The following is a 24,780-nucleotide window of genomic DNA, read 5'->3' on the forward strand; positions in this document are numbered from 1 at the left end:
ACCACCCTCGCCTCCCGAGAAGCCGCAGGACAAGCGATTCCTTCTCACTCCACCTGTGACCGCGGCTCACACTAGGTTTCCTCCATGACCTGGCCGTCCCTGCCCCCGCTGACCACCCTGCTGCCCTTCGAGGCGGCCGTGCGCCACGCGAGCATGACCGCCGCCGCCCGCGAGCTCCACGTCACGCACGGCGCGGTCAGCCGCCAGGTGCGGAACCTGGAGAAGGCCCTCGGGACCTCCTTGTTCGAGCGCGGGGCGCGCTCTCTGCGGCCCACACCGCAGGCCCGGCGTCTCGCCGCGGCCGTCCGGGAGGCGCTCGACCTGATCGAGACGGCGGCGGAGGAGGTCTCCGGCCGGGGGCCCGGCGGCGGCCCCCTCGCGCTGTCCTGCGAGCCCACGCTGCTGATGCGCTGGCTCATCCCGCGCCTTCCCGACCTCGCGGCCCGGCACCCCGATCTGACCGTGCACCTGTCGGCGGGCGGCGGACCGCCGGACTTCGCGCGGGACACCGTGGACGCGGCGCTGCGCCGGGACGACTTCCCCGCGCCCCGGGGAGTGAGCCGGGTGCCGCTCTTCGAGGAGTGGATCGGCCCGGTCTGCCGCCCCGAACTCGCCGAGCGGCTGGCGGCGGGCGACGAGGAGGGCGTCATCCTGCTGCACACCGGCACCCGGCCGTCCGCCTGGGACGACTGGCGGCGGCTGACGGGACACGTCCTGCCCTCGTCGGGCACCGCCGCCCCGGCCGCCGGCCGGCAGACCTTCGAGCACTTCTACCTGGCGCTCCAGGCGGCCGTCGCGGGCGTGGGCGTCGCCGTCGGGCCGTACGCCCTGGTCCATGACGACCTCGTGGGGGGCCGGCTGGCCGCCCCGTACGGGTTCGTCGCGGACGGGACGGGCTACGGGCTGCTCAGCCCGCGCCCGCCGGAGCGGGACGCCCGGATCGCCGCGCTGCTCACCTGGCTGCGGGAGCAGTCCGCGTCCCTGACCCCGCCGGCCGGCCTCGTACGGTCCACCGGCTGAGCGGCCACCCCGCCCTCCCCCCAGCTCCCCCTCCCCCGGTGCCGGCGGCCCTGGCCAGGACCGCCGACCAACTGGCAGGATCGCGCCATGCCCGCCGCACTCTCCCGCTCCGCCCGCCGCCGCGTCCTCCAGGTCTCGGCAGCGCTCCTGGCGCTGGCCGGAGTCCTGGTGTGGTGGCTGGTTCCGATCGGTACGAAGGAGCCCAGCGGGCATGTCACCTTCAGCACCGGCGTGCCCACGGGCGTCTACCAGCGGTACGGGAAGCTGCTCCAGCAGGCCCTGGCCCGCGATCTCCCGGATGTCTCGATAACGCTGACCGACAGCGAGGGCTCCCAGCAGAACCTGGCCAGGCTCGCCTCCGGGGAGGCCGATTTCACGGTGGCGACGGCGGACGCCGTGGCCCAGTACCAGCGCGACCGCAGGCCCGGCTTCGAGCGGCTGCGCGGCTGCGCCCGGCTCTACGACGACTACGTCCAGCTCGTCGTCCCCAAGGGCTCGACCGTGCAGTCGGTGGCCGATCTGCGCGGGCGGCGGGTCGGCGTCGGCCAGGCCGGCTCGGGCGTGCGGCTGATCGCCGACCGGGTGCTCGCGGCCGCCGGGCTGACCCCGGACGTCGACATCGTCCCCGTCTCGGCCGGCATCGACACGATGCCGGGCCTCCTGGAGCGGCACCGGTTGGACGCCTTCTTCTGGTCGGGCGGCCTGCCCACCCAGGCCGTCCAGGACCTGTCCGAGCGGCTGCCGGTCCGGCTGGTGGCGCTGGACGAGGCCCTGATCGAGAGCCTGCACGACGTGGGCGAGTCCACCCGCCACTACCGCTCGGCGACGATCCCGGCCGACGCCTACAGCCTGGCCCAGGACGGCAACTCGGTGGACACGCTGGCGGTGGCGAACATCCTGGTCACCACGGACGCCGCCGACCCGGACCTGGTGGAGGGCTTCACCCGTACGGTGATCGCCAGCCGTGACCGCATCGGCGGCCAGGTCCACCCGGCCCAGTTGGTGGACCTGCGGACCGCGATCTACACCGATCCGCTGCCCCTGCACGAGGGCGCCCGGCGCTACTACCGCTCCGTGAAGCCCTGACCGCCGCCTGAGCGCAAGCCACCTGGGCGGGCGCCTCGGGGGCCGCCGCCGGCGGCGCCGGGGCCGTCCCCGGCGGTCCGGGGGTCGTCCCGGGGGACGGTGACGGTCACCTTGAGGCCGTGCGGCTCGTTGCGGGCGAACGCGATGCCGCCGCTGCCCGCCGCGAGGAGGACCCGGGCGATGGACAGGCCCAGGCCCGAGCCCTTGACGTTCTGGTGCCGGTTGGAGCGCCAGAAGCGGTCGCCGACCCGCTCCAGCTCCTCGTCGGTGAGCCCGGGGCCGTGGTCGGCGACCTCCACGGCGACGGTGCGGCCGCCGGGGGCGAGGGAGACGGCGACGGTGACGTCCTCACCCGCCGGGGTGAACTTCAGGGCGTTGTCGATCACCGCGTCGAGCGCGCTGGACAGCGCCACCGGGTCCGCCCAGGCGGTGACGGCGGCGGTGTCGGCGACGATCGCCACGCCCTTGTCGTCGGCGACCGGCCGCCAGGAGGCCACCCGCTCGGCGGTGAGCGCGCCGATGTCGGTCAGCCTCAGGTCGGCGGCCGTGTGCTCGGCGAGCGCGAGGTCGAGCAGATCGTCGAGGACCTGGGCGAGCCGCTTGCCCTCGGTCCGGACGGAGGCGATCTCCTCGTTGCCCTCGGGCAGTTCGAGGGCGAGCAGCTCGATCCGCAGCAGCAGCGCGGCGAGCGGGTTGCGCAGTTGGTGGGAGGCGTCGGCGACGAAGGCCCGCTGCTGTTCGAGGACGTCCTCGACGTTGTCGGCCATCTCGTTGAACGAGCGGGCGAGCCGCCGCAGTTCGGGCGGCCCGCCGGCGGCGGCGACGCGGGACTTCATCCGTCCGGTGGCGATGTCGTGGGTGACGGCGTCGAGGACCCGCACGGGCCGCAGCACCCAGCCGGTGAGCCGGAAGGCGGCGCCCACCGCGAGCAGCATGGCGGCGGCCTCGCCGGCGAAGATCAGCAGCCAGTCGCGCAGGATCCGGGAGCGCAACTGCCCGGTGGGCGAGTCGGTGACGACGACGGCGACGACGTCGCCGTCCCGGACGACCGGGGAGGCGATGGTGAGCCGGGCGTGCCCCTGCCAGGGCCAGACCTGCGGCGGGTCGTGGCTGCGGCGGCCGAGCAGGGCCTCGTTGAAGGCGCGCCGGCCCTCCCCCTCGTACGGGACGACCCAGTCCTCCGGGGCGGCGGCCATGGCCTGGTTGTCGCGGTAGAAGATGCCGGCGCGGATGCCGTAGACCTCGTGGTAGCTGGCGAGCTCGCCGCTGAGGGTGGAGCGCCGCTCGTCGGGGCCGAAGCTGCGCTCCTCGACGAACTGGGCGAGCGCGGCGAAGCGGGCGGCGTCGTCGAGCCGGTCGACGATCACGCGCTGCTGCTCCGAGGCGGCGGTGCTGGCGGCCAGCGGGAAGCCGAGGGCGAGCAGCACGCCGGCCATCAGGACGATCAGGAGCGGGAGGAGTCGGGTGCGCACGGGCGGGCGGGCCTCGTTCTACGCGGTGGGCGCGACCAGGCGGTAGCCGACGCCCCGCACGGTCTCGATCAGGGCGGGCATCCGCAACTTCGAGCGCAGGGAGGCCACATGGACCTCCAGGGTGCGCCCGGTGCCCTCCCAGTTGGTGCGCCAGACCTCGCTGATGATCTGCTCGCGGCGGAAGACCACGCCGGGCCGCTGGGCGAGCAGGGCGAGGAGGTCGAACTCCTTGCGGGTGAGGGGGACGGCGTCGCCGTCGACGCTGACCCGGCGGGTGGGCAGCTCGATGGTGACGGAGCCGAGGCGCAGGGTGCTGTCCTCGCCGGAGCCGGACTGCTCGTCGCCGGCGGCGCTGCGCCGGCTGACGGCGTGGATCCGGGCGAGCAGCTCACCGGTGTCGTAGGGCTTGACGACGTAGTCGTCGGCGCCGAGATTGAGGCCGTGGATCCGGGAGCGGACGTCGGCGCGCGCGGTCACCATGATCACGGGGGTGGTGGTGAGCTTCCGGATGCGCCCGCAGACCTGGTAGCCGTCCTGGTCGGGCAGGCCGAGGTCGAGCAGGATCACCCCGTACGAGGGGCGCTCGCCGTGGGCGGCGGGCAGCACGGCCTGGAGCGCCTCCTCGCCGTTGCGGGCGTGGGTGACGGTGAAGCCGTGCCGGGCGAGGATCGCGGAGAGCGCGGCGGCGACGTGGTCGTCGTCCTCGACGAGCAGCAGTCTCATGGCCCTCCTCCGTGATCTCTCGGCAACTCTCGACGGTGCCTCCGCAGGGGGTCCGGTCTGCGGTCGCATGGGTGCGCGCGACGCTCGCGCGGCGCGGGTGACGACTATCTGTGTACCAGGGCATGAACGCCGATGGTCGCGGTCACAGTCAAGTGTCCCCCCGTGACACCCACGTTTCCGTTATCCACCCGGTACGGCGGTGGGCACCCCCTTCACGCAGTGTGTCCGGTTGCGACCGGATCGTTATGCTCAAACTTCGCTCAGATGTGATGACGCTTCTCGCACCCGGTCTCTAGTGTCCTCCCCAACCGAGCAGGACGGAGCGAGATGCCGATGAGCGGAGTGTCAGTGACCAAGGGTTCGGAGGGCGCCGTGCCGGCCACGGACGACCTGGTCGTGCTGTCCGACGTGAACAAGCACTTCGGCGCGCTGCACGTGCTCCAGGACATCGACCTGACGATCCACCGCGGCGAGGTCGTGGTGGTCATCGGGCCGTCCGGGTCCGGCAAGTCGACGTTGTGCCGCACGATCAACCGCCTGGAGACGATCGACTCCGGCAGCATCACCATCGACGGGAAGCCCCTGCCCCAGGAGGGCAAGGAGCTGGCGCGGCTGCGTTCCGACGTCGGCATGGTCTTCCAGTCCTTCAACCTCTTCGCGCACAAGACGGTGCTCGAGAACGTGATGCTGGGTCAGGTCAAGGTGCGCAAGACCGAGAAGAAGGCGGCGGAGGCCAAGGCCCGTGCCCTTCTGGACCGGGTCGGGGTCGGCACGCAGGCGGACAAGTACCCGGCGCAGCTCTCCGGCGGTCAGCAGCAGCGCGTGGCGATCGCCCGCGCGCTCGCGATGGACCCGAAGGTCATCCTGTTCGACGAGCCGACCTCGGCGCTCGACCCGGAGATGATCAACGAGGTCCTGGAGGTGATGCAGCAGTTGGCCCGGGACGGCATGACGATGGTGGTCGTCACCCACGAGATGGGCTTCGCCCGGTCCGCCGCCAACCGTGTGGTCTTCATGGCGGACGGGCGGATCGTGGAGCAGGCCACGCCCGACGAGTTCTTCAGCAACCCGCGCAGCGACCGCGCCAAGGACTTCCTGTCGAAGATCCTGCACCACTGACGCCGCGCCGGGACCTCGCGGCGCCCGCGGCTCCGTACTCCCACCGCCCGCACCGCGACAAGTGCTCGGCAACGCCTTGGCAACTCCTTAGTCGCCACAGCCGACGTGCTGCACACTGACGATCAACTACCCACGACCCTGAGGGATGTTCACGATGAAGCTCCGCAAGACCGCGGCCGTGGCCGTTGCCGTGCTCGCGCTGACCGCGACCGCCTGTGGCGGCAAGGAGGGCTCGGCCGGCGACAAGCCCGCCACGAAGCCCGGTGACGCCAGCGCCCCCAAGCTCCCCACGTACACCGTCGCGACCGGTGTCGACCTGAACTCGCCGACCTTCAAGAAGGCCAAGCAGCGCGGCAAGCTGATCATCGGCTCCAAGGCCGACCAGCCGTACCTCGGCTTCGAGGACCAGGCCACCAAGAAGCGCTCGGGCTTCGACATCGAGATCGCCAAAATGATCGCCGCCGACCTGGGCTTCTCGGAGGACCAGATCGAGTGGAAGACGGTCGACTCCAAGCTGCGCGAGACCGCGATCTCCACCGGCCAGGTCGACTACTACGTCGGCACCTACACGATCAACGACAAGCGCAAGGCGCAGGTCGGCTTCGCGGGCCCGTACTACCAGGCCGGTGCCGACCTCCTGGTCCGCAAGGACGAGACCGCGATCACCGGCCCCGAGTCCGTCAAGGGCAAGAAGGTCTGCTCGATCACCGGCTCGACCCCGCTCCAGGAGATCAAGAAGCCGCAGTACGGCGCGGAGACCGTCGAGCTCGGCAAGTACTCCGACTGCGTCCAGCAGCTCCTGACCAAGCAGGTCGACGCCGTCACCACCGACGACTCCATCCTGAAGGGCTACGCCGCCGCCAACGCCGGCAAGCTCAAGGTCGTCGGCAAGCCGTTCACCAAGGAGCCGTACGGCATCGGCCTGAACAAGGAGGACAAGGTCCTCCGCGACAAGGTCAACGACATCCTCGTCAAGTACGTGGGCGACGGCACCTACAAGAAGATCTACGAGGCCACCCTCGGTCTCTCCGGCTCCGACTACACCGAGCCGCCGGCGGTCGTCCGCTACTGATCCGCCTCCGCGTGAGCGCCCCGTACGCCCTGTGCGCTACGGGGCGCCCCGCCCCCTGCCCGTAAACCTGCCGCTGACTGCCGACGCGGAGTCCTCATGAACGTACTGCTCGACCATTTCGCGGAGTTCCGCAACGGATTCATAGGAACCGTGTCGATCACCGCCGTCAGCTCGGTCATCGCCCTGGTCCTCGGCATCGTCATCGCCGGCTTCCGCGTCTCGCCCGTCCCGCCGCTGCGCTTCTTCGGCACGGCGTGGGTGACGCTGCTGCGCAACACCCCGCTGACGCTGCTCTTCCTGGTCTTCTTCTTCGTCGTCCCGGAGATCCTCTTCCCGGGCATGAGCCCCTTCGTGCTCGCCTCGCTGGCGCTCGGCTTCTACACCTCCTCGTTCGTGTGCGAGGCGGTCCGCTCCGGCATCAGCACGGTGCCGCTGGGCCAGGCCGAGGCCGCCCGCTCGCTCGGTATGACCTTCTCGCAGACGCTGCGCCTGATCGTGCTGCCGCAGGCCACCCGTACGGTGCTGCCGCCGCTCAGCTCGATCTTCATCGCCCTGACCAAGAACTCGGCCATCGCCGGCGCCTTCAGCGTCACCGAACTCTTCGGCTGGCAGACGCTGATGAGCGAGCAGGGTTACGCGATCCTCCCGATCTTCTGCTGGGTCGCCGTGGCCTACCTCGTCATCACCTTCGCCATCAGCGGACTCTTCCGTCTCCTCGAGCGCAACATGGAGGTCGCCCGATGAGCGCCAGCGTTCTCTTCGACGCCCCCGGCCCCAAGGCGCGGATCCGCAACCGGATCTACGCCGTCGTCGGCAGCCTCGTCATCGTCGCCCTGCTCGTGGTCAGCGTGCTGCGGCTGCACGACAAGGGGCACCTCGCCCCCGAGATGTGGGACATCTTCAACTACGCGGGCATCCGGCAGAACATCGCCGACGCCCTGCTCGCCACGCTGAAGGCATTCGCCCTCGCCGCCGTCGGCTCCCTCGTGCTCGGCGTGCTGCTGGCCGTCGCCCGGCTCTCCGACCACAAGGCGATAAGCTGGCCCGCCACGGCCTTCATCGAGGTCTTCCGCTCCCTCCCGCTGCTGATCACCATCTACGCGGTGTGGGTCGCCTTCCTCACCGACTACTCGATGTGGGCGCTGGCGATCGGCCTGTCCATCTACAACGGCTGCGTCCAGGCCGAGGTGCTGCGCGCCGGCGTCAACTCCGTGCCGCGCGGACAGCGCGAGGCGGCCTACGCGCTCGGCATGAACAAGACCCAGGTGATGACCACCGTCCTGCTGCCGCAGGCGGTCCGGGCCATGCTGCCGACGATCATCAGCCAACTGGTGGTGACCCTCAAGGACACCTCGTTCGGCTTCGTCATCCTCTACCCCGAGCTGCTCTACTCGGCCCGGCTGATCGCCTCCAACACGCTGGTCAACGGCTCGTACCCGTACGTCTCCGTGATCGTGGTCTTCGGCGTCATCTACATCGCCCTGTGTCTGGCGCTGTCCGCGCTCGCCACCTGGATCGAGAAGCGCGGCCGCCGGGCGAAGACCGGCATCGCGGTCGCCCACGCCACCGCCCCGGGCAGCGAGGTCGAGACCGGCACGGAAGCGGGCACGGAGGGCACGCGCGGCCCCGCCGACGGCCCTGGTATCACGAAGAACTGACGGCATGTGACATCATCCGGGGGCAGTGGCGACGCCGCTGCCCCCGTCACTTGACGCACGCACCCCCAGTCGGTTGCATACGTTCTGTGATCAAGCTCCGGGCCCGCGCCACACCCCGCTGTGCTTCCCGCACGACCGTACGGCCTCGCACGCCCTCAGGAGCCGCGCCGTGGACCCGGTGATCATCGTGGGCGCGGGGCCGGTCGGCCTCGCGCTCTCCCTCGCCCTGGCCGCCCAGGACGTGCCCAGCGTCGTCCTCGACGAGAGCGCGGGCAAGGAGGAGCCGCGCCCCGCCCGCACGGTCGTGCTGCGCGCCGACATGGCCGCCCTGGTGGAACGGCTCGGCTGCGCCACGCTGCGTGACGAGGGGGTCCGCTGGGTCGGCTGGCGCTCGATGCGCCGCCGGCAGCAGATGCGGCACGTCCCGCTCGACCTCGGCCTGGCCGGGGACGCGGGCGCGGAGGACGGTGTCGCCGGCCCGGCCGCCCCGCTGCACATCCCCCAGCACGCCCTGGCCCGCGGGCTGCGCGACGCCATCGCGCGCCAGGACCTCGTCACCCTGGTCACCGACTCCCGGGTCGACACCATCGAGCAGGACGCCGGCGGGGTCAGCGCCCACACCCGCGGCCCGGACGGCACCTGGTGGCGCGGCAGCCATCTCGTCGGCTGCGACGGCGCCCGCTCGACCGTCCGCAAACTGCTCGGCGTCCGCTTCCCGGGGCGTACGGCGGTGGAACGGCACGCGGTCGCCGCGCTGCGCACCGAACTCCCCTGGGCGGGTGAGGCCCTGCTCCACCGCCGGCCGCCGTGGCGCAGCGGCGGAGAGGAGATCGCGGCCCGCCCGCTGCCGGACGGGGTGTGGCGGATCGACTGGCTGCTGCCGCCCCGCGGCGAACTCGTCACCCCCGACGCGCTCGTCACCCGCATCCGCGAGACCCTGGCCGGGTGGTGCGAGGGCACGACCCCGCCGTACGACCTCATCGACACCGGCGTCCACACCGTGCACCACCGGCTCGCCCGGCGCTGGCGGGTGGACCGGGTCTTCCTCGCCGGCGACGCGGCGCACCTGCTGGGCGCGCTCGGCACCCAGGGGCTCGACGAGGGCCTGCGGGACATCGACAACCTGGCCTGGAAGCTGGCCTTCGCCTGGCACCACCGCACCGCCCCGGCCGCCCTCCTCGACAGCTATCAGAGCGAGCGCCGGGCGGCGGTGGCCGGGCTGCTGCGCGCGGCCGACCAGGTGCTGCCCGTGCTGCGCGGCGGCGGGGGGCTGCGCACCTATCTGGCGGGCGGCGGGCGGGGCCACGACGCGCTGCTGACCGACGGACACCTGGGGCGCGGCCCGCTGGGCGCGCTGCCCGCGTTCCCGCACTCGCCGCTGGCGCCGGAGCCCTCCGAGGGCCGGATCCCGGTGGCCACGCCGGACGGCGCGCCGGTCGACGACGTCCGGGTGACGGCGCCCGACGGGACGACCGTGCGGCTGCGGGACCGGCTCGGCCGGGGCCGGCTCCTGGTGCTGCTCGTCGCCCCGGGCACCGGGGTGTGGGACCGGCGGCACTGGGTGAGCGCCGGGGTGATGCCCCGGCTCGCCGAGGCCGTGGACGGGCTGCCGGCACCGGCCGAGCTCCTGGTGACCGAGGCATACCCGGGCGCCCCGGCCCACGCGGTGCTCCTCGTCCGCCCGGACGGGCATCTGGCCGCGGCCTTCGCCGGAGTGCGGCCGGAGGAGCTGCACGCGGCGGCGGACGCGGTACGGGGCGGGGAGGCGTCGGCGGAGTCGGAGCCGGGGTCTGAACCGGGGCCTGAATCGGAGCGGGGGGCGGCTGAGGAGGCTGAGCAGGAGGCTGGTCAGGGGGCGGGAACGGTGCCGGAGGACGCGGCCGCGGATGTCACATGACCGCCGTATGACAGGCATGTGACGGTCGATGGGGTCGATTGACCCTCTCGGTCGACCGTGGTGTACTCCGGAGCGTGACCGACACCGATGTGCGCCTGTGGCGGAGGGTCCACATGGACCTCGTCCGCTACGCGGGCTGCGTGTGTCGCCCGTCCTGCTGAATTCGCCTCCCCTGCTTCCCAGCGCGCGCTTCGCCGTGCGCTCTTTCGCGAACCTTCAGGACGGTCCTCCGTGCCCCAGACGCAGCACGCCCTCGCACCCGTTTCCGGCTCCGCCTCTCCTCCCACCCCTTCTCCCGCCTCGCCCACGGAGGCCGATCTGCTGGACTTCGTCCGGCGTACGGCCGCCGACAGCGCACTGATCGCCTCCCTGCCGCTGGATCCAGAGGGCCGGACGTGGGTACGGCTCGACGGCCCGGGCGGCAGTGAGGCATGGCTCATCGGCTGGCCGCCCGGCACGGGGACCGGCTGGCACGACCACGCCGAGTCCCTGGGCGCCTTCGCCACCGCCCGCGGCACCCTGCGGGAGAACTCCCTCGCCGTACGGCTTCCCGCGAGGGGCTGGAAGACCCTGGAACTGGCCGAGGGCGTCGACCGCGGCCGCGAGCTCCCGGCCGGCCGGGGCCGTGCCTTCGGCCGGCACCATGTGCACGAGGTGCTCAACGCCTCGCGCACGGAGCACGCGATCTCGGTGCACGCCTACTATCCGCCGCTCCCGCTGATCCGGCGCTTCAGCCGCACGGGCGCGGTGCTCCGTCTCGAGCAGGTCGAGCGCCCGGAGGACTGGCAGTGAGCGGCGAGTGGGGTGGCGGGCGTGGTGGCGAGTGGGGTGGCGCGCACGGCCGTGGGTCGGTCGGCACCGATGCCGTCGCGGGTGCGGATGCCGTCGCGGGTGCCGGTGAACGCGTGGGCATCGACGAGTTGTTGGAGCGGGTGCGGGCCGGTCTGGACCGGATCGACGCCCGGACCGCGTACGAGGCATACGAGGCGGGGGACGCCCTGCTGGTCGACACCCGCTACGCCGCTCTGCGCGAGCGGGACGGCCTGATCCCGGGCGCGCTGGTCGTGGAGCGCAACGAGCTGGAGTGGCGGCTCGACCCCCTGGGCAGCCACCGCGCTCCCCAGGCGGACAGCCACGATCTGCGGGTCGTGGTCCTCTGCAACGAGGGCTACGCCTCGTCGCTCGCCGCGGCCTCCCTGCACCGGCTGGGCCTGCACCGCGCGACGGACGTGATCGGCGGCTTCCAGGCATGGAGGGCGGCGGGCCTTCCGGTCCTGCTACCGGCGGGGCCGGGGCCGGAACCGGGCGCGGGGCCGGGGTCCGGGGGCGGTGCGGGGGGCTAGAAGGGCTCCTCCAGTCCCTCGGTGTCCTCGCCCTCCTCCTCGAGGGCCTGGCGGACCACCCGCAGGGCCATGCCCTCCGGGTATCCCTTGCGGGCGAGCATGCCGGCGAGTCTGCGCAGCCGCCGGTCGCGGTCGAGGCCCCGGGTGGCGCGGAGCTTGCGGTCGACGAGCTCGCGGGCGCGGGCCTCCTCCTGGTCGGAGTCGAGCCGGTCGACCGCCTCCTGGATCACGGTGGGGTCGACGCCCTTGGTCCGCAGCTCGCGAGCGAGCGCCCGGCGGGCGAGGCCCCGGCCGTGGTGGCGGGACTCGACCCAGGCACCCGCGAAGGCGGCGTCGTCGATGAGCCCGACGTCCTCGAACCGGGAGAGCACCTCGTCGGCGACCTCGTCCGGGATGTCCCGCTTGCGCAGGGCGTCGGCGAGCTGCTTGCGCGTGCGGGGGGTCCCGGTGAGCAGGCGCAGGCAGATCGCCCGCGCCCGCTCACCCGGATCCTGGGACGACAGCTCCTTCTCGGCCCTCGACGAGTCGGGGCTGTCGTCCGGCCATTCGGTGCGACCGGTCACCGCTTCAGCTCTTGGCCGCGGTGGCCTTGGTCGCCTTGGCGGCCTTGGCCGGGGCCGGGACGGACTTGGCCGCCTCGTCGGCGCCCGCCGCGTCCGTGGCGCCCGTCGCGCTCGCCGCGTCCGCTCCCGGCTCGGCCGAGGGCTCCTCGGGCCGGACGCCGACGCCCAGCTTCTCCTTGATCTTCTTCTCGATCTCGTTGGCGAGGTCGGGGTTGTCCTTCAGGAAGTTACGGGCGTTCTCCTTGCCCTGGCCGAGCTGGTCGCCCTCGTACGTGTACCAGGCGCCGGCCTTGCGGACGAAGCCGTGCTCCACGCCCATGTCGATCAAGCCGCCCTCGCGGCTGATGCCCTGGCCGTAGAGGATGTCGAACTCGGCCTGCTTGAAGGGGGGCGCGACCTTGTTCTTGACGACCTTGCAGCGGGTGCGGTTGCCGACCGCCTCGGTGCCGTCCTTGAGGGTCTCGATGCGGCGGATGTCGATGCGCACCGAGGCGTAGAACTTCAGGGCGCGGCCACCGGTCGTGGTCTCCGGCGAGCCGAACATCACGCCGATCTTCTCGCGGAGCTGGTTGATGAAGATCGCGGTGGTCTTGGACTGGTTGAGCGCGCTGGTGATCTTCCGCAGGGCCTGGCTCATCAGACGGGCCTGGAGACCGACGTGGGAGTCGCCCATCTCGCCCTCGATCTCCGCGCGCGGGACGAGCGCGGCGACGGAGTCGATGACGATGAGGTCGAGGGCGCCGGAGCGGACCAGCATGTCGACGATCTCGAGGGCCTGCTCACCGTTGTCCGGCTGGGACAGGATGAGGTTGTCGATGTCGACGCCCAGCTTGCGGGCGTACTCGGGGTCGAGGGCGTGCTCGGCGTCCACGAAGGCGACCTGGCCGCCGGCCTTCTGCGCGTTGGCGACGGCGTGGAGGGTCAGGGTCGTCTTGCCGGAGGACTCCGGTCCGTAGATCTCCACGACACGGCCGCGGGGCAGGCCGCCGACGCCGAGGGCGACGTCGAGGGCGGTCGACCCGGTCGGGATGACCTCGATCGGCTCCCTCGAGCGCTCGCCCATGCGCATGACGGCACCCTTGCCGAACTGCCGTTCAATCTGTGCGAGCGCGGCGTCGAGCGCCTTCTCGCGGTCGGTTCCTGCCATGGGTTCCACCCGGTTTGCTTGAGTCGATCGCTTCATGTGAAAGACGCTAACCCCTGCCACTGACAATGGGCCCCGACGTCCCCTCCGGCCTGTGGATAACTCGGCGACAACCCCGCCCTTCCAAGGCCCGGCCCTCCCATAAGAATGGATGTTCGATTTACGTGTCAAGCGCACCACGCCGGGCGCGGGGTCACGTCGTGGCGGCCGGCGGCCCGGTGCGGACCACGGCCTGATCGCCCTGCGGGCCGAACAGGTGCAGGATCTCGACGGCCTCGTCACCGGCGGGGCCGAACCAGTGCGGCTCGGCGGTGTCGAACTCGGCGATCTCGCCGGGGCGGAGCGTGTACTCCCGCGGGCCGAGCACCAGCCGGAGCGTGCCGGCGAGCACGTACAGCCACTCGTATCCGGCGTGGGTCACCAACTTCGGCTCACGCTGCGACAGCACCTGTTTGAAGACCTGGACCCGGCCGGGGTACTGCGTCAGCGGCACGAGCACGCTGCCGCGCTTCCCGCGCCGGGGTCGCAGGTGGACGCGCGGGTCGCCGGTGGCGGGCGCCGCCACCAACTGGTCCAGGGCGACCCGGTGCGCCCGGGCGAGCGGGATGAGCAGGTCGAGCGTCGGGCGCCGCTTGCCGGACTCGAGGCGCGACAGCGTGCTCAGCGAGATCCCGGTGTCGGCGGCGAGGGCCTCCAGGGTGAGCCCCCGGTCGCGCCGCAGCGCCCGCAAGCGGGGCCCGATGCCGTCGAGGATCCGCGCGACGTCGGAAGCGGGGGCGGGGCTGGGGGCGCGAGAGGCGGCGGGGGCGGAGCTGGAGGCGGGAGAGGTGGCGGGGGCGGGAGCGGCGTCCATGGCTTCCATTTTGCGGTCTCCGCAAAAGTGCTGGGCCGTCGCGGTCGCCGGCTTCGAGCATGACGGACAGCAGATCCGGCACGCACGATGACAGAAGGCGCACCTCATGAGCACTCCAGCAGCCACACCGCCGACCACCACCGTGCCCCCGGCCGGCGAACCCCTCGGCGCCCGCCGGAGATGGACCGTCCTGGCCGTCTGCGCCCTGAGCATGTTCCTCGTCGGCCTGGACACGACCATCGTCAACGTGGGCCTTCCCGAGATCGGGCGCGGCCTGGGCGCCGACACGCGCGGCCTGGAATGGATCGTGGACGCGTACACCGTGGTCCTGGCCGGTTTCCTCGTCGTCTCCGGCGCCCTCGCCGACCGCTTTGGCCGTCGCCGGGTCTTCCGGTACGGCCTCGTCGTCTTCGGCGTCGCCTCACTGGCCTGCGCCCTGGCGCCGTCGCTCGGCCTCCTCGTCGCGGCGCGGGCCGTCCAGGGCGTCGGGGCCTCCATGCTGAGCCCCGTGGCCCTGGCGATCGTGGTGAACGCCATGCCCGACCCCCGGGAGCGGGCCCGTGCGATCGGCATATGGGCGTCCGTCTTCGGGCTCAGCATGGCGGCGGGCCCGGTCACCGGCGGCGCCCTCATCGAGGCGTTCGGGTGGCGGTCGGTGTTCTGGGTGAACGCGCCCGTCGTCGGCGCCGCCCTCCTCCTCGTCGCCGTCTTCGTGCCCGAGTCGCGGGGCCGCGCCCGTCGGCTCGACCTGGCCGGACAGGTCCTCCTCACCCTGGCCCTGGCCGCCACGGTCGCCGTCCTCATCGAAGCGCCCCGCCTCGGCTGGACCTCGCCCCTCGCCCTCGCCGGTTACGCGGTGGCCGCCGCGGCGACGGCCGCGTTCGTCCGGGTGGAGCTGCGCCGGCCCGAGCCGCTCATGGACCTCGGCCTCTTCCGGCGCCCCGCCTTCACGATGGCGGTGCTCGGTGCCGTCGCGGTGTTCGTCGCGCTGAACGTCAGCCTCCTGCTCACCACGCTCTACCTCCAGCACGCCCGCGGCTGGACCCCGCTCGCGGCGGGCGCGGCGACGCTCCCCATGGCGCTCGGGGCCACGCTCTGCGCCCCCTGGGCCGGCAGCCTGGTCGGCCGCCTCGGGCCGCACCGCCCGCTGCTCCTCGCCGGCGCCTTCACCGCCGCCGGCGGTCTGTGCCTCGTGCCCCTCGACCAGGACACCGGTCTCCCGCAGCTCCTGACGGCGTACCTCCTCATCGGCATCGGTTTCGGCTTCGCCAACGCCCCGCTCACCAACACCGCCGTCTCCGGGCTGCCGTCCTCCCGTGCCGGCGTCGCCGGAGCCATCACCTCCACCGCGCGCCAGCTCGGCGCCGCCGTCGGCATCGCCGCCGCCGGAGCCCTGGTCGCCCACACTCCCCCCGTCCTCCTCGCCCAGGCCGCGCGGCCCGGCTGGCTCCTGGTGACCTGCTGCGGCCTCTTCCTCCTCCTCGTGGCCCGCGCCTCCCGAACTGCCTCGCCCCGACCGGCGTGACGGACCGGCGTGACGGCCGCGGCGTGACGGCCACGGCGAGACGGCCACGAGAGACGGACTCCGCAACGCGGGGCCCTGGGCGAAGCGGGCCCTGCGCAGGGCCCCCGACGCGGGCGCGACGGTCCCGGGGGCCGGTGGGCCGTGCCTATCCTTCCCTTCATGCCCCTCCCCCGCCGTATGCGCGATCCCGGCCTGGCGCTCGTGGTCCTGGTCGTCGTGACGGTCTGGACCCTGGTCTCGGCCCGCCACGCCGAGGAGCCGGTCTCCCGGACCGTGCTCGGCTGGGCGCTGATCCTGGTCGGCTGCGCGGCGCTCTGCCTCCGCCGCCGGCTGCCGGTGGCGGTGGCCGTGGTGACGCTCCTGGCCTGCGCCCTGTACTACCCGCTGTCCGCGCAGGACGGGCCGCTCCTGATCGCCTTCGCGCTCGCGCTGTACACCGCCGCGGCCGAGGGCCGGTTCGCCGCCGCCGTCGCCCTGGCGGCCGTGACGCTGCTCGCCGTCGGCCTCGGCGAGGTCGGTCACCAGCCGGGGCGGCGACAGATCGACGGCACCTCGCTCGCCATGATGGCCGGCTGGCTGATCAGCCTGGTCGCCGTCGGCCGCGCCCAGCGCAACCGGGTCGCCTATCTGTACGAGGTGGAGCAGCGCGCCCTCGCCGCCGAGCGGGAGCAGGAGGCCAGGGCCCGGCAGAGCGCCACCGAGGAACGGCTGCGGATCGCCCGCGAGCTGCACGACATCCTCGGCCACAGCATCTCGCTGATCAACGTCCAGTCGGGCGCCGCGCTGCACCGGCTCGGCAAGAAGCCCGCCCCCGAGCTCGCCCTCGCCACGGCGCACGAGGCGCTGCGGGCCGTACGGGACACGAGCAAGGAGGCGCTGCGCGAGCTGCGGGCCACCCTCGGGGTGCTGCGCCGGGCCGACGAGGCCGCGCCCATGGCGCCGGTGTCCGGCCTCGCGTCGCTGCCGGAGCTGGTGGAGCGGGCGGCGAGCACCGGCCTCGACATCTGTACGCAGGTCGAGGGCACGCCCGTACCGCTGCCGCCGCCGCTCGACCTGGCCGCGTACCGGATCGTGCAGGAGTCGCTGACCAACGTGACCCGGCACGCGGGCGCGCGTTCGGCGCTCATCGCACTGGAGTGGCGGGCGGACGAGCTGCGGCTGCGGATCGAGGACGACGGCGGGGGCGCGCCGGAGGACGCGCCGCCGGGCAGCGGGATCTGCGGCATGGCGGAACGCGCCCGGGCGTTCGGCGGCGAACTGACGGCCCGTAACGTTCCCGGCGGCTTCCGGGTCGAGGCCCGGCTCCCGCTCACCACCCCAGCCGGTCCAGCCGGTCCAGTCGCGCCCGCCGACCCGGCCGATCCCACCGCCCCGACCGCCCCCACCACACGTCCCGCCGAGGGAGACTCCGCATGATCCGCGTCGTGCTCGCCGACGACCAGAACCTGGTCCGGGCCGGCTTCCGCTCGATCCTGACCGACGAGGACGACATCGAGGTGGTCGGCGAGGCGGCCGACGGGGAGCAGGCGGTCGCGCTCGCCCGCGAACTGCGCCCGGACGTCGTCCTGATGGACATCCGGATGCCGGTCCTCGACGGTCTGGAGGCGACCCGCCGCATCACCGAGGACACCCGCCTCGAAGGCGTACGGGTGGTCATCCTCACCACCTTCGACGTCGACGACTACGTGTACGGGGCGCTGCGCGCCGGTGCGAGCGGCTTCCTGGTGAAGGACACCGAGCCGATGGAGCTGCTCCACGGGGTGCGGGTGGTGGCGCGCGGCGACGCGCTGATCGCCCCGGCGGTGACCCGGCGGCTGATCGCCGAGTTCGCGGGCCGGGCCCGGCAGCCGGACCCGAGCCCCCGGCTCAACGCGCTCACGGAACGCGAGCGGGAGGTGATGGGCCTGGTGGGGGCGGGGCTGTCCAACGACGAGATCGCCCGCCGGCTCGTCCTGTCACCCGCGACGGCGAAGACCCATGTCAGCCGGATCATGACCAAGCTGGACGTGCGGGACCGGGCGCAGTTGGTGATCCTCGCGTACGAGTCGGGGATGATCACGCCGGGCTGGCTGGCCTGATCCCGGCCGGGCCGCGGTGACCACCGGCCTGACCGGCAGGGACTGAGCCCGGCCGGGGTGACCGCCTGGCCGACGTGGCCGCCCCCTAGGGGTCGGGGCCGGCCGGACGCAACTCCTGCGGTACGGGGGCCGGGCCCGGCGCAACCTCCGGGGTAGGCAGGGTGTCCACCAGGGGGCGACGCCCCGCCCCCGGCCGTACGCCGAGGCTGAGGGCGTGAACCCGGACGTCCTCGATCTCGCGCGGCTGCAGTTCGCCCTCACGGCGGGCGGCCACTTCCTCTTCGTCGCTCTCACCCTGGGGCTCGCGACCGTCGTCGCCGTGCTCCAGACCAGGGCGACCGTCTCCCGGAGACCGCTGGACGCCCGCCTGGTGCGCTTCTGGGGCCAGCTCTACGTGATCAATTACGCGGTCGGGATCGTCACCGGCCTGGTGATGGAGTTCCAGTTCGGCATGAGCTGGAGCGGGCTCACCCACTACGCGGGGAACGTCTTCGGCGCCTCGCTCGCGGTCGAGACGATCGTGGCCTTCTTCGTCGAGTCGACGTTCCTCGGGCTGTGGATCTTCGGCTGGAACCGGCTGAACCGCTGGGCGCACCTGGCGGCGATCTGGATCGTCACCCTCACCGCGTACCTCTCGGCCTACTGGATCCTGGTCTCCAACGGCTTCCTCAACCACCCCGTGGGGCACCGGTCGGAGGGCGGGAAGCTGGTGCTCGACGATCCGGTGGCCGTGCTCACCAACCCCTCCGCGCTGCTCGCCTTCGGGCACGTCATGGCCGGGGCGCTGCTCACAGCGGGGTTCTTCGTCGCGGGGGTGAGCGCCTACCACCTGTTCCGGCGTACGCCGGAGTGGGAGTTCTTCGGGCGCAGTCTGCGGATCGGGGTGTTCCTGTCCTTTCCCGCGCTGATGGTGACGGCCGTCTTCGGCGGGATCCAGTTCGCGAGCCTGCGCACCTTCCAGCCCATGAAATCCGCCGTATTCAGCCAGAAGACGGCGGAAATCGCGCAGATCCAGGCCGACATGGTCGCGCGGTTCGGTCCGGGGGATTACGTGCCCTCGCTCGGCTGGACCCGCGGGGCCGGTCTCGTCATGCTCATCTGCTTCGCCCTGATGATGTATTTCAGCTTCGCCGGCATGATCCTGGCCTGCTTCAGAAGGGCCGTTTTCCGCTTCCGGCTCTGGCACCTCGCCCTCATGGCGGCCGTCCCGCTGCCGTACCTCGCGATGATCAGCGGCTGGGTCTTCCGCGAGGCCGGGCGGCAGCCGTGGGTGGTGTACGGGCTGCTGAAGACCGAGGACGCGGTGTCCGCCCTCTCCCTCGGCACCATGCGCCTCTCGTTCACCGTCTTCACCGCCCTCTTCGTCCTCCTCGCCGTCCTCAACGCCTGGCTGCTCGCCCGGCACGCCCGTCGCGGTCCGGTCGACGCCGGTCTCGGCCACGACGACCGGGCCGCCGCCGCGGACGATCCCGACCCGGCCGCCGCCCTGCCCGCCCCCCGCTACTGACCGCCCGAAGAGGAGTCGACCCGACCGTGGACACCCTCGCCCTCGCCCTGCTGGCCTTCTTCACCACCGGCTGGTTCGTCCTCGCCGGCGCGGACATCGGGACCGGCATGCTCACCCCGTACCTCGGCCGCACCGACCGTGAACGGCGACTCGTCCTCGCCTCCTTCGCGCCCTTCTTCCTCGGCAACGAGGTCTGGCTGGTCGCCACCGCGGGCGTGCTCGCCGGCTGTTTCCCGGAGCTCGAAGGCACCCTGCTCACCGGCCAGCTCCCGGTCCTCGTCCCCCTCCTGACCGGCTGGATCGTGCGGGACATCGGCCTCTGGACGCGGGGACGCGGCCCCGGGCCGCGCTGGCGGGCGTTCTGCGACGGCGCGGTGACGGCCGGAAGCTGGTCGCTCGCCCTGGCGACGGGCTGGCTGCTCGCCGCGCTCCTCACCGGCCGCCCGTACGAGCCCGCGACCGGGCCCACCGCCGTCCTCACCGCCCTCGCGGTGGCCGCGCTCTTCGCCGCGCACGGGCTCGGCTTCGCCACCCTGCGCCTGACGGGGCTGCCGTACGAGCGGGCCCGCCGGCTCGTCGGCCGCGCCCGCCGCCCCTGGCACTCCTTCGCCCTCACCGCCGTGCTGCTCGGCGGCCTTCCGCTCGCGACGGGCGGCGCGCTGGCGCCCGGACACCACACCGCCGACGAGGCCACCCTCGCCCTGCTCGTGCCGGCCCTGCTCGTCGTCACGGTGCCGCTCGTCGGCGTCCAGGCATGGATCTGGCACGCCTTCCGGCACCGGGTGACCGGCCCGTCCTACCTGTGACCTGCCTGCCCCTGCGTCTGGCCGCTACGCCTGGTCGCGCTTCCTCGCCTGGGCCTCGTCCTTCTCCTTCTTGTGGTGCAGCGCCTTCTGGAGCCGGGCGACGACTGCCTCGCCGTACCGCCGGTGGCCGTGGACGCGCGGGTCGTCCGTCACGTCGTACCGCTTCACATAGGCGCCGAGAAACGCCTGGAGGGTGGCGACGGCGGGGATGGCGATCAGCGCGCCGACCGCGCCGAGCAGCGCGGTGCCGGCGACGACCGAGCCGAAGGCCACCGCCGGATGGATGTCGACCGTCTTGGAGGTCAGCTTGGGCTGCAGCACGTAGTTCTCGAACTGCTGGTAGATCACGACGAAGCCCAGCACCCACAGCGCGTACCAGGGGTCCACCGTGAAGGCGATCAGCATCGGCAGGGCGCCCGCCAGATAGGTGCCGATCGTCGGGATGAACTGCGAGACCAGACCGACCCACACGGCCAGCGCCGGCGCGTAGGGCACGCCGAGGATCTCGAAGAGCACGAAGTGCGCCACGCCGGAGATCAGCGCCATGAGGCCGCGCGAGTAGAGGTAGCCGCCCGTCTTGTCGACCGCGATCTCCCAGGCCCGCAGCACCTCGGTCTGCCGGGCCGGCGGCAACACCGAGCACAGCGCCCGGCGCAGCCGGGGCCCGTCGGCGGCGAAGTAGAACGCGAAGAGGAAGATCATCAGCAGCTTGAACAGGCCGCCGAGGAGGGTGGCGGAGACGTCCAGGACGCCGGCCGCGCTGTTCTGCACGTACTTCTGCAGCCAGTCGGAGCGCAGCACGCTGTCCTGGACCTCGACCCGGGACAGCTCGGTGTGGAAGTGCTGGTTGGTCCAGTTGATCAGCGAGTCGATGTACTTGGGGAAGTTCTCGAACATGTCGACGATCTGGCCGGCCAGCATCGAGCCGAGCAGCACGACGAAGCCGACGCCGATGGCCAGGACGCCGAAGAAGACGATGAAGGTCGCGAGCCCCCGGCGCATCCCGCGCGCCGCCATGCGACCGACGGCCGGCTCGATGGCGAGCGCCAGGAAGAAGGCGAGCAGGATGTTGACGAGGAGCCCGATGAGCTGGTGGAAGGCCCAGCTCCCCAACTGGAAGCAGGCGTAGAGGGCGAGGGCGAGCACCAGGGCGCGCGGCAGCCAGCGCGGCATGCGCGCCGCCGGGGGAACGGTCGCGGCGGAATCGGCGGGCGGGACGGAATCGGCGGGCGCGGCGGAGTGCTCCCGCGACGCGCTCCCGCGGTCGCCGTCGCCCGTGCCTCTGCCCTTGCCTTCGCCCTTGCCGTCGTCGCCGCGGTGGGTGTCGTTGCCATCGGTCTCGTCGTGCTCGTCGTTCGCGTCAGTCGGGGCCACCCCGCCAGTCTCGCGCACCGTACGGACATTCCGGCCCTGACCCGTCAGGTCATCGGTTCTCGGCCGGTACGCCGACGGCCACGCAGACCGCCCGCCACACGTCCTTGGCCTCCCAGCCCGCGTCCAGCGCCTCGTGCACCGTCCGGCCGCCGAGCTCCGTCATGACATGGTCGCGCGCGAAGGTCTCGGCATAGGACGCACCGAAGTGCTCCGTCATCCGTTCCCAGAAAATCGTCAACCGCATGACTCCAGTATCCCGCCCTCAGGAGTGCAGCCGGGGCCGTAGACCTTGTCAGACGCGCTTTCCCGCCTACGGTCGGAGCATGGCCGGAAAACCTGCAGAAACCCCCGATCCGTCCGCGTCACCCCTCGCGCGTGCCGAGCACTTCGTCTGGCTGACCGCCCGCGTGCTGGAACAGCGCCGGTTCGCCTACCACTTCCTGCGCGGCGGTGCCGACCCCGTCGAGGCCGCGCTCACCGCGTACCTCAACGAGGACGGCGGCTACGGCCACGCCCTCGAACCCGATCTGCGCGGACCGGTCAGCCAGCCGCTGCACACGGCGCACGCGCTGCGGGTCCTCGACTCCATCGGCCGCTGCGGCGGGCTGCGGGTGGAGCGGATCTGCCGCTATCTGACGGAGGTGTCGACGCACGACGGCGCGCTGCCCGCCGTCCACCCCTCGCAACGCGGCTATCCCGCCGCCCCGTTCGTGCCCGTGGTGGAGGATCCGCCCAGCGAGCTGCTGTCCACCGGGCCGGTGGTCGGCCTGCTGCACCGCAACCAGGTGTGGCACGCGTGGCTGTTCCGGGCCACGGAGTTCTGCTGGGCGGCCGTGGAGGCGCTGGAGAAGTCGCATCCGTACGAGGTCCAGGCCGCCGTCGCGTTCCTCGACGGGGTCCCCGACCGCGCCCGCGCCCAGGCGGCGAGCGACCGGCTGGGGCGCCTGGTGCGCGAGCAGCGGCTCGCCGTGCTCGACCCGGACCGGCCGGAGGACTACCCGGTCGCGGACGGCTACGCGCCGGGCGAGCACCACTATCCGCACGACTACGCGCGCGTGCCGGACTCGCTGGCGCGCCGCTGGTTCACGGACGAGGAGATGGCCCGGTCCCTGGACCACCTCGCGGCCTCCCAGGAGGAGGACGGCGGCTGGCCGGTCACCTGGCGCCAGTGGGCCCCCGGCTCCGCCTTGGAGAGCCGCCCGATCGTGACCGTGGAGGCCCTCCGCACGCTGCGCGCGCACGGCCGCGCGATCGCCTGACCGGGCGGGGCCGGCGGGCCAGGCGGGCCCGGCGGCCCGGCATGGCAGCCCCGGCCCCCCGGCCCGGCCCGGCCTGGCAGCCCGGCCCGGACGCGCCCGGCGCGCCGCCCCCGCGGGCGCTCGGTCAGCCGCCCAGGGCCCTCGCCCCCGCCGTGACGAGGACGGCCGCGCCGACGACCACCAGGAACGGGGCCCTCAGGAGGAGGGCGAGGGCCGCGGCGGCGAGGCCGGCGGCGCGGGCGTCGAGCGTGAGGGCGCTCTGGGCGCTGAAGGTCTGCTGGGCGGTGAGCGCGGCCAGCAGGGCGACCGGCACCAGGGCCGCGAGGCGCCGGACGAGGGGCCGCTCCAGGGTGCCGGCGGGGACCAGCAGGCCCAGCAGCTTCACCAGGTAGCAGCCGGCGGCCGTCAGCGCGATGGCGAGCCAGACGTTCATCGGGCGTCCTCCTCCGGGCGGGCGGCACGGCCGTCCCCGGCTCCCAGCCGCCGGCCGCGCACCCAGAGGACGGCGGGGGCGGCGAGCGCGGCGGCCAGGACGGGCACGCCGGCCGGCAGGACGGGCAGCAGGCCCAGGCCCAGCAGGACCGCGAGGGCGGCCGTGGCGCGCTCCGCGGCGCTCTTCAGCATGGGCGCGAGCAGGGCGAGGAAGACCGCGGGTCCCGCCGCGTCCAGGCCCCACGCGCCGGTGTCGCCGATGGCCTCGGCGCCGAGCGCGCCGAGCAGTGTGGTGACGTTCCACAGCACGTACAGGGTGATTCCGGTGACGGTGAAGCCGATGCGCGCGGCCCTGCGGTCCGGCTGGGCGAGGGCGACGGCGGTGGTCTCGTCGATCACCGCTTGCGCGGCGAGCGGCCGGACGAGCGGGCGCAGCGCGAGCAACTGCGAGAGCCGCAGGCCGTAGAAGGCGTTGCGGGTGCCGACGAAGAAGGCCCCGGCGGCGGCGGTGAACGGGTTCCCGCCCGCGGCGAGGGCTCCCACCAGCGCGAACTGCGAGGCGCCGGTGAACACCAGCAGGCTGAGCGCGCAGGTCTGGAGCAGGGTGAGGCCGGATCCGGCCGAGGTCACGCCGAAGGCGAAGCCGGAGAGTCCGACGGCGATGCCGACGCCGAGGGCGTCGCGCACGACGGCCCGGTCGCTCTTGGGCGCCGCCGTCGCTCCGCTGTCCACCGTTGAGGGTATTGCTGTCTCTTGTGCCACGTCAGGGACGTTACGAGGCCGGTCCGCGCCCGGTCTTGTACGTTCTTGCGGCCCTGGCCCGCTGATAGGCGCCCGGGGGCACCCCCACGCTCCTGGTGAAGTGGCGGTTCAGGTGGGGCTGGTCGGTGAAGCCGACCGCGACGGCGGCCTCCGCCGGGGGCGTGCCGGCGTCCAGGAGCAGGCGGGCCCGCCGTACCCGGGCGTCGGTGAGCCAGGTGTGCGGCGGCATCCCGTACGCCTTGCGGAAGGCCCGCAGCAGGGCGAAGGGGCTGGTGCCGAGCTCGGCGGCGAGGCGTTCCAGGGTCGGCGGGTCGGCCATCCGCTCCTCCAGGACGGCACGCGCGCGTGCCGCGTCCCGCGCCCCGCCCGCGAGGGGTGCCAGGGGTCTGACCCGGCCGCCGTGGCTGCGCAGCATCCGCGCGGTGACCAGCCGCAGCAGGCTGTCGGCGGCGAGCGCGTTGCCCTCCTCGGCGGCGCGGTGGACGCCGATGACGAGCTGGGCCGCGTGGGGGTCGTCGACGACGGGGGCGGTGAAGCCGACGTCGCCGCGCAGGGCGAGGGTGTCGGCGGCGATGGACCGGATCAGCTCGGCGTCGGGATAGATGGTGCGGTACGTCCATCCCTCGGGCACCCCGGCGTGCCCGGTGTGCGGGGTGTCGGGGTTGACCAGCGCGATCTGGCCCGGTCCCGCGTGGACGAGGTCGCTGCCGTAGTGGAATGCCTCGACGCCTTCGGTGATGGCGGCGAAGACGAAGCTCTCGTGAGTGTGCCGGGAGAAGGACTTGCGGATGTAGTGCGCGTGCAGCAGGTCGACGCCGGGCAGCTCGGGATACCGCCAGTAGCGCGCCCGCTCCCGCCGCACGGCCCCCTCCACCAGGCCGGAGCCCTGACTCCCCGTGCCCTCCCGGCCCAACCCCTCCCGACGCGACCCCTCGGCCGGCGCCCCGCTCGCGTCGCCCTCGGTGACCGCGTGCCCGCGCGGCGGTTCCGGGGGCCGCGCCGGCCGACGGCCCGGAGCCGCTCGGTCCGGAACCGCTCGGTCCGGAGCTGCTCGGTCCGGAGCTGCTCGGTCCGGAGCCCTTCGGTC

Annotated in this window: 24 protein-coding genes and 2 pseudogenes; 16 read left to right on the top strand and 10 right to left on the bottom strand. The window is 73.1% G+C overall.

All coding sequences use genetic code 11. The features are described 5' to 3' along the window. Positions 1 to 84 precede the first annotated feature (84 nt). Entirely contained in the window at positions 85 to 1,020 is a 936-nt protein-coding gene (locus tag ABZ135_RS03790) for a LysR family transcriptional regulator (protein ID WP_356691399.1), read from the top strand. Positions 1,021 to 1,107: 87 nt separating this feature from the next. Then, the gene (locus ABZ135_RS03795) at positions 1,108 to 2,106 is read left to right on the top strand and encodes a TAXI family TRAP transporter solute-binding subunit (protein WP_356691401.1); all 999 of its coding nucleotides are present in this window, start codon (positions 1,108 to 1,110) and stop codon (positions 2,104 to 2,106) included. Here the strand turns inward: ABZ135_RS03795 and ABZ135_RS03800 are convergent. Continuing rightward, positions 2,085 to 3,578 (bottom strand): HAMP domain-containing sensor histidine kinase, encoded by a 1,494-nt coding sequence (locus ABZ135_RS03800; protein WP_356691403.1) that lies wholly within the window; start codon positions 3,576 to 3,578, stop codon positions 2,085 to 2,087. The genes ABZ135_RS03795 and ABZ135_RS03800 overlap by 22 nt on opposite strands. Positions 3,579 to 3,596: 18 nt before the next feature. Beyond that, on the bottom strand, positions 3,597 to 4,301 hold the full coding sequence (locus tag ABZ135_RS03805) for a response regulator transcription factor (RefSeq protein ID WP_356691405.1): 705 nt from the start codon (positions 4,299 to 4,301) through the stop codon (positions 3,597 to 3,599). 333 nt (positions 4,302 to 4,634) lie between these two features. Between ABZ135_RS03805 and ABZ135_RS03810 the strand changes: the two genes are divergently transcribed. From ABZ135_RS03810 to ABZ135_RS03845, 8 genes are all read left to right on the top strand, one after another. Continuing rightward, positions 4,635 to 5,420 carry an amino acid ABC transporter ATP-binding protein gene (locus ABZ135_RS03810; RefSeq protein ID WP_356691407.1) on the top strand — a complete coding sequence of 262 codons (786 nt, stop codon included), beginning with the start codon at positions 4,635 to 4,637 and terminating at the stop codon, positions 5,418 to 5,420. Between the two features lie 154 nt (positions 5,421 to 5,574). Then, the gene (locus ABZ135_RS03815; protein ID WP_356691409.1) at positions 5,575 to 6,492 is read left to right on the top strand and encodes a glutamate ABC transporter substrate-binding protein; all 918 of its coding nucleotides are present in this window, start codon (positions 5,575 to 5,577) and stop codon (positions 6,490 to 6,492) included. 96 nt (positions 6,493 to 6,588) lie between these two features. Then, complete coding sequence (locus ABZ135_RS03820; protein WP_356691411.1) at positions 6,589 to 7,236, top strand: amino acid ABC transporter permease; 648 nt, start codon at positions 6,589 to 6,591, stop codon at positions 7,234 to 7,236. Continuing rightward, positions 7,233 to 8,150: an amino acid ABC transporter permease gene (locus ABZ135_RS03825; protein ID WP_356691413.1), complete on the top strand. Its 918-nt coding sequence runs from the start codon at positions 7,233 to 7,235 to the stop codon at positions 8,148 to 8,150. Before ABZ135_RS03820 ends, ABZ135_RS03825 begins: the two co-directional genes overlap by 4 nt. 169 nt (positions 8,151 to 8,319) lie before the next feature. Continuing rightward, positions 8,320 to 10,047, top strand: a complete 1,728-nt coding sequence (locus tag ABZ135_RS03830) for an FAD-dependent monooxygenase (protein WP_356691415.1) — start codon at positions 8,320 to 8,322, stop codon at positions 10,045 to 10,047. Positions 10,048 to 10,136: 89 nt separating this feature from the next. Then, on the top strand, positions 10,137 to 10,208 hold the full coding sequence (locus tag ABZ135_RS03835) for a putative leader peptide (RefSeq protein WP_309544753.1): 72 nt from the start codon (positions 10,137 to 10,139) through the stop codon (positions 10,206 to 10,208). 70 nt (positions 10,209 to 10,278) lie between these two features. Continuing rightward, positions 10,279 to 10,839 carry a cysteine dioxygenase gene (locus ABZ135_RS03840; protein WP_356691416.1) on the top strand — a complete coding sequence of 187 codons (561 nt, stop codon included), beginning with the start codon at positions 10,279 to 10,281 and terminating at the stop codon, positions 10,837 to 10,839. A gap of 113 nt (positions 10,840 to 10,952) precedes the next feature. Continuing rightward, positions 10,953 to 11,390, top strand: a complete 438-nt coding sequence (locus tag ABZ135_RS03845) for a rhodanese-like domain-containing protein (protein ID WP_356691487.1) — start codon at positions 10,953 to 10,955, stop codon at positions 11,388 to 11,390. Here the strand turns inward: ABZ135_RS03845 and recX are convergent. The 3 genes and pseudogenes from recX to ABZ135_RS03860 form a co-directional block, all read right to left on the bottom strand. Continuing rightward, a pseudogene (recX, locus tag ABZ135_RS03850) lies at positions 11,387 to 12,079 on the bottom strand (recombination regulator RecX); the annotation flags it as partial. The gene ABZ135_RS03845 and the pseudogene recX overlap by 4 nt on opposite strands. Positions 12,080 to 12,176: 97 nt before the next feature. Beyond that, positions 12,177 to 13,136 (bottom strand): annotated as a pseudogene (recA, locus tag ABZ135_RS03855) (recombinase RecA); the annotation flags it as partial. A 154-nt stretch (positions 13,137 to 13,290) separates the two neighbouring features. Beyond that, positions 13,291 to 13,950: a helix-turn-helix domain-containing protein gene (locus ABZ135_RS03860; RefSeq protein ID WP_356691418.1), complete on the bottom strand. Its 660-nt coding sequence runs from the start codon at positions 13,948 to 13,950 to the stop codon at positions 13,291 to 13,293. 106 nt (positions 13,951 to 14,056) lie between these two features. Here ABZ135_RS03860 and ABZ135_RS03865 point away from each other — a divergent pair, with 106 nt between their 5' ends. From ABZ135_RS03865 to ABZ135_RS03885, 5 genes are all read left to right on the top strand, one after another. After that, positions 14,057 to 15,475, top strand: a complete 1,419-nt coding sequence (locus tag ABZ135_RS03865) for an MFS transporter (protein ID WP_356691420.1) — start codon at positions 14,057 to 14,059, stop codon at positions 15,473 to 15,475. A gap of 159 nt (positions 15,476 to 15,634) precedes the next feature. Continuing rightward, the gene (locus ABZ135_RS03870) at positions 15,635 to 16,891 is read left to right on the top strand and encodes a sensor histidine kinase (protein WP_356691422.1); all 1,257 of its coding nucleotides are present in this window, start codon (positions 15,635 to 15,637) and stop codon (positions 16,889 to 16,891) included. Further along, entirely contained in the window at positions 16,888 to 17,553 is a 666-nt protein-coding gene (locus ABZ135_RS03875; RefSeq protein ID WP_356691424.1) for a response regulator transcription factor, read from the top strand. Before ABZ135_RS03870 ends, ABZ135_RS03875 begins: the two co-directional genes overlap by 4 nt. Positions 17,554 to 17,767: 214 nt before the next feature. Continuing rightward, positions 17,768 to 19,060 carry a cytochrome ubiquinol oxidase subunit I gene (locus ABZ135_RS03880; RefSeq protein WP_356691426.1) on the top strand — a complete coding sequence of 431 codons (1,293 nt, stop codon included), beginning with the start codon at positions 17,768 to 17,770 and terminating at the stop codon, positions 19,058 to 19,060. A gap of 26 nt (positions 19,061 to 19,086) precedes the next feature. After that, positions 19,087 to 19,866, top strand: coding sequence for a cytochrome d ubiquinol oxidase subunit II (locus ABZ135_RS03885; protein WP_356691428.1), 780 nt, complete (start codon positions 19,087 to 19,089; stop codon positions 19,864 to 19,866). A 24-nt stretch (positions 19,867 to 19,890) separates the two neighbouring features. Here the strand turns inward: ABZ135_RS03885 and ABZ135_RS03890 are convergent, their stop codons facing one another. Further along, positions 19,891 to 21,039, bottom strand: a complete 1,149-nt coding sequence (locus ABZ135_RS03890) for an AI-2E family transporter (protein ID WP_356691489.1) — start codon at positions 21,037 to 21,039, stop codon at positions 19,891 to 19,893. Between the two features lie 250 nt (positions 21,040 to 21,289). Then, a complete protein-coding gene (locus tag ABZ135_RS03895) occupies positions 21,290 to 21,484 on the bottom strand; it encodes a DUF3046 domain-containing protein (RefSeq protein WP_356691430.1) in 195 nt (64 codons plus the stop codon). Positions 21,485 to 21,563: 79 nt separating this feature from the next. On the opposite strand from ABZ135_RS03895, the gene ABZ135_RS03900 reads away from it, so the two are divergent. Next, positions 21,564 to 22,499, top strand: coding sequence for a hypothetical protein (locus ABZ135_RS03900; protein WP_356691432.1), 936 nt, complete (start codon positions 21,564 to 21,566; stop codon positions 22,497 to 22,499). 124 nt (positions 22,500 to 22,623) lie between these two features. On the opposite strand, the gene ABZ135_RS03905 is transcribed toward ABZ135_RS03900, so the two are convergent. Genes ABZ135_RS03905 through ABZ135_RS03915 form a run of 3 tightly spaced genes read right to left on the bottom strand, consistent with a single transcriptional unit; the run spans position 22,624 to position 24,555 of the window. Next, positions 22,624 to 22,932, bottom strand: a complete 309-nt coding sequence (locus ABZ135_RS03905; RefSeq protein WP_356691434.1) for an AzlD domain-containing protein — start codon at positions 22,930 to 22,932, stop codon at positions 22,624 to 22,626. Then, positions 22,929 to 23,663: an AzlC family ABC transporter permease gene (locus ABZ135_RS03910; protein WP_356691436.1), complete on the bottom strand. Its 735-nt coding sequence runs from the start codon at positions 23,661 to 23,663 to the stop codon at positions 22,929 to 22,931. The genes ABZ135_RS03905 and ABZ135_RS03910 overlap by 4 nt, the downstream gene beginning before the upstream one ends. A gap of 40 nt (positions 23,664 to 23,703) precedes the next feature. Then, positions 23,704 to 24,555 (bottom strand): AraC family transcriptional regulator, encoded by an 852-nt coding sequence (locus ABZ135_RS03915; RefSeq protein ID WP_356691438.1) that lies wholly within the window; start codon positions 24,553 to 24,555, stop codon positions 23,704 to 23,706. Between the last annotated feature and the right edge of the window lie 225 nt (positions 24,556 to 24,780).

Origin of the sequence: Streptomyces sp. NPDC006339 (assembly GCF_040612775.1) — a bacterium.
Lineage (GTDB): Bacteria > Actinomycetota > Actinomycetes > Streptomycetales > Streptomycetaceae > Streptomyces.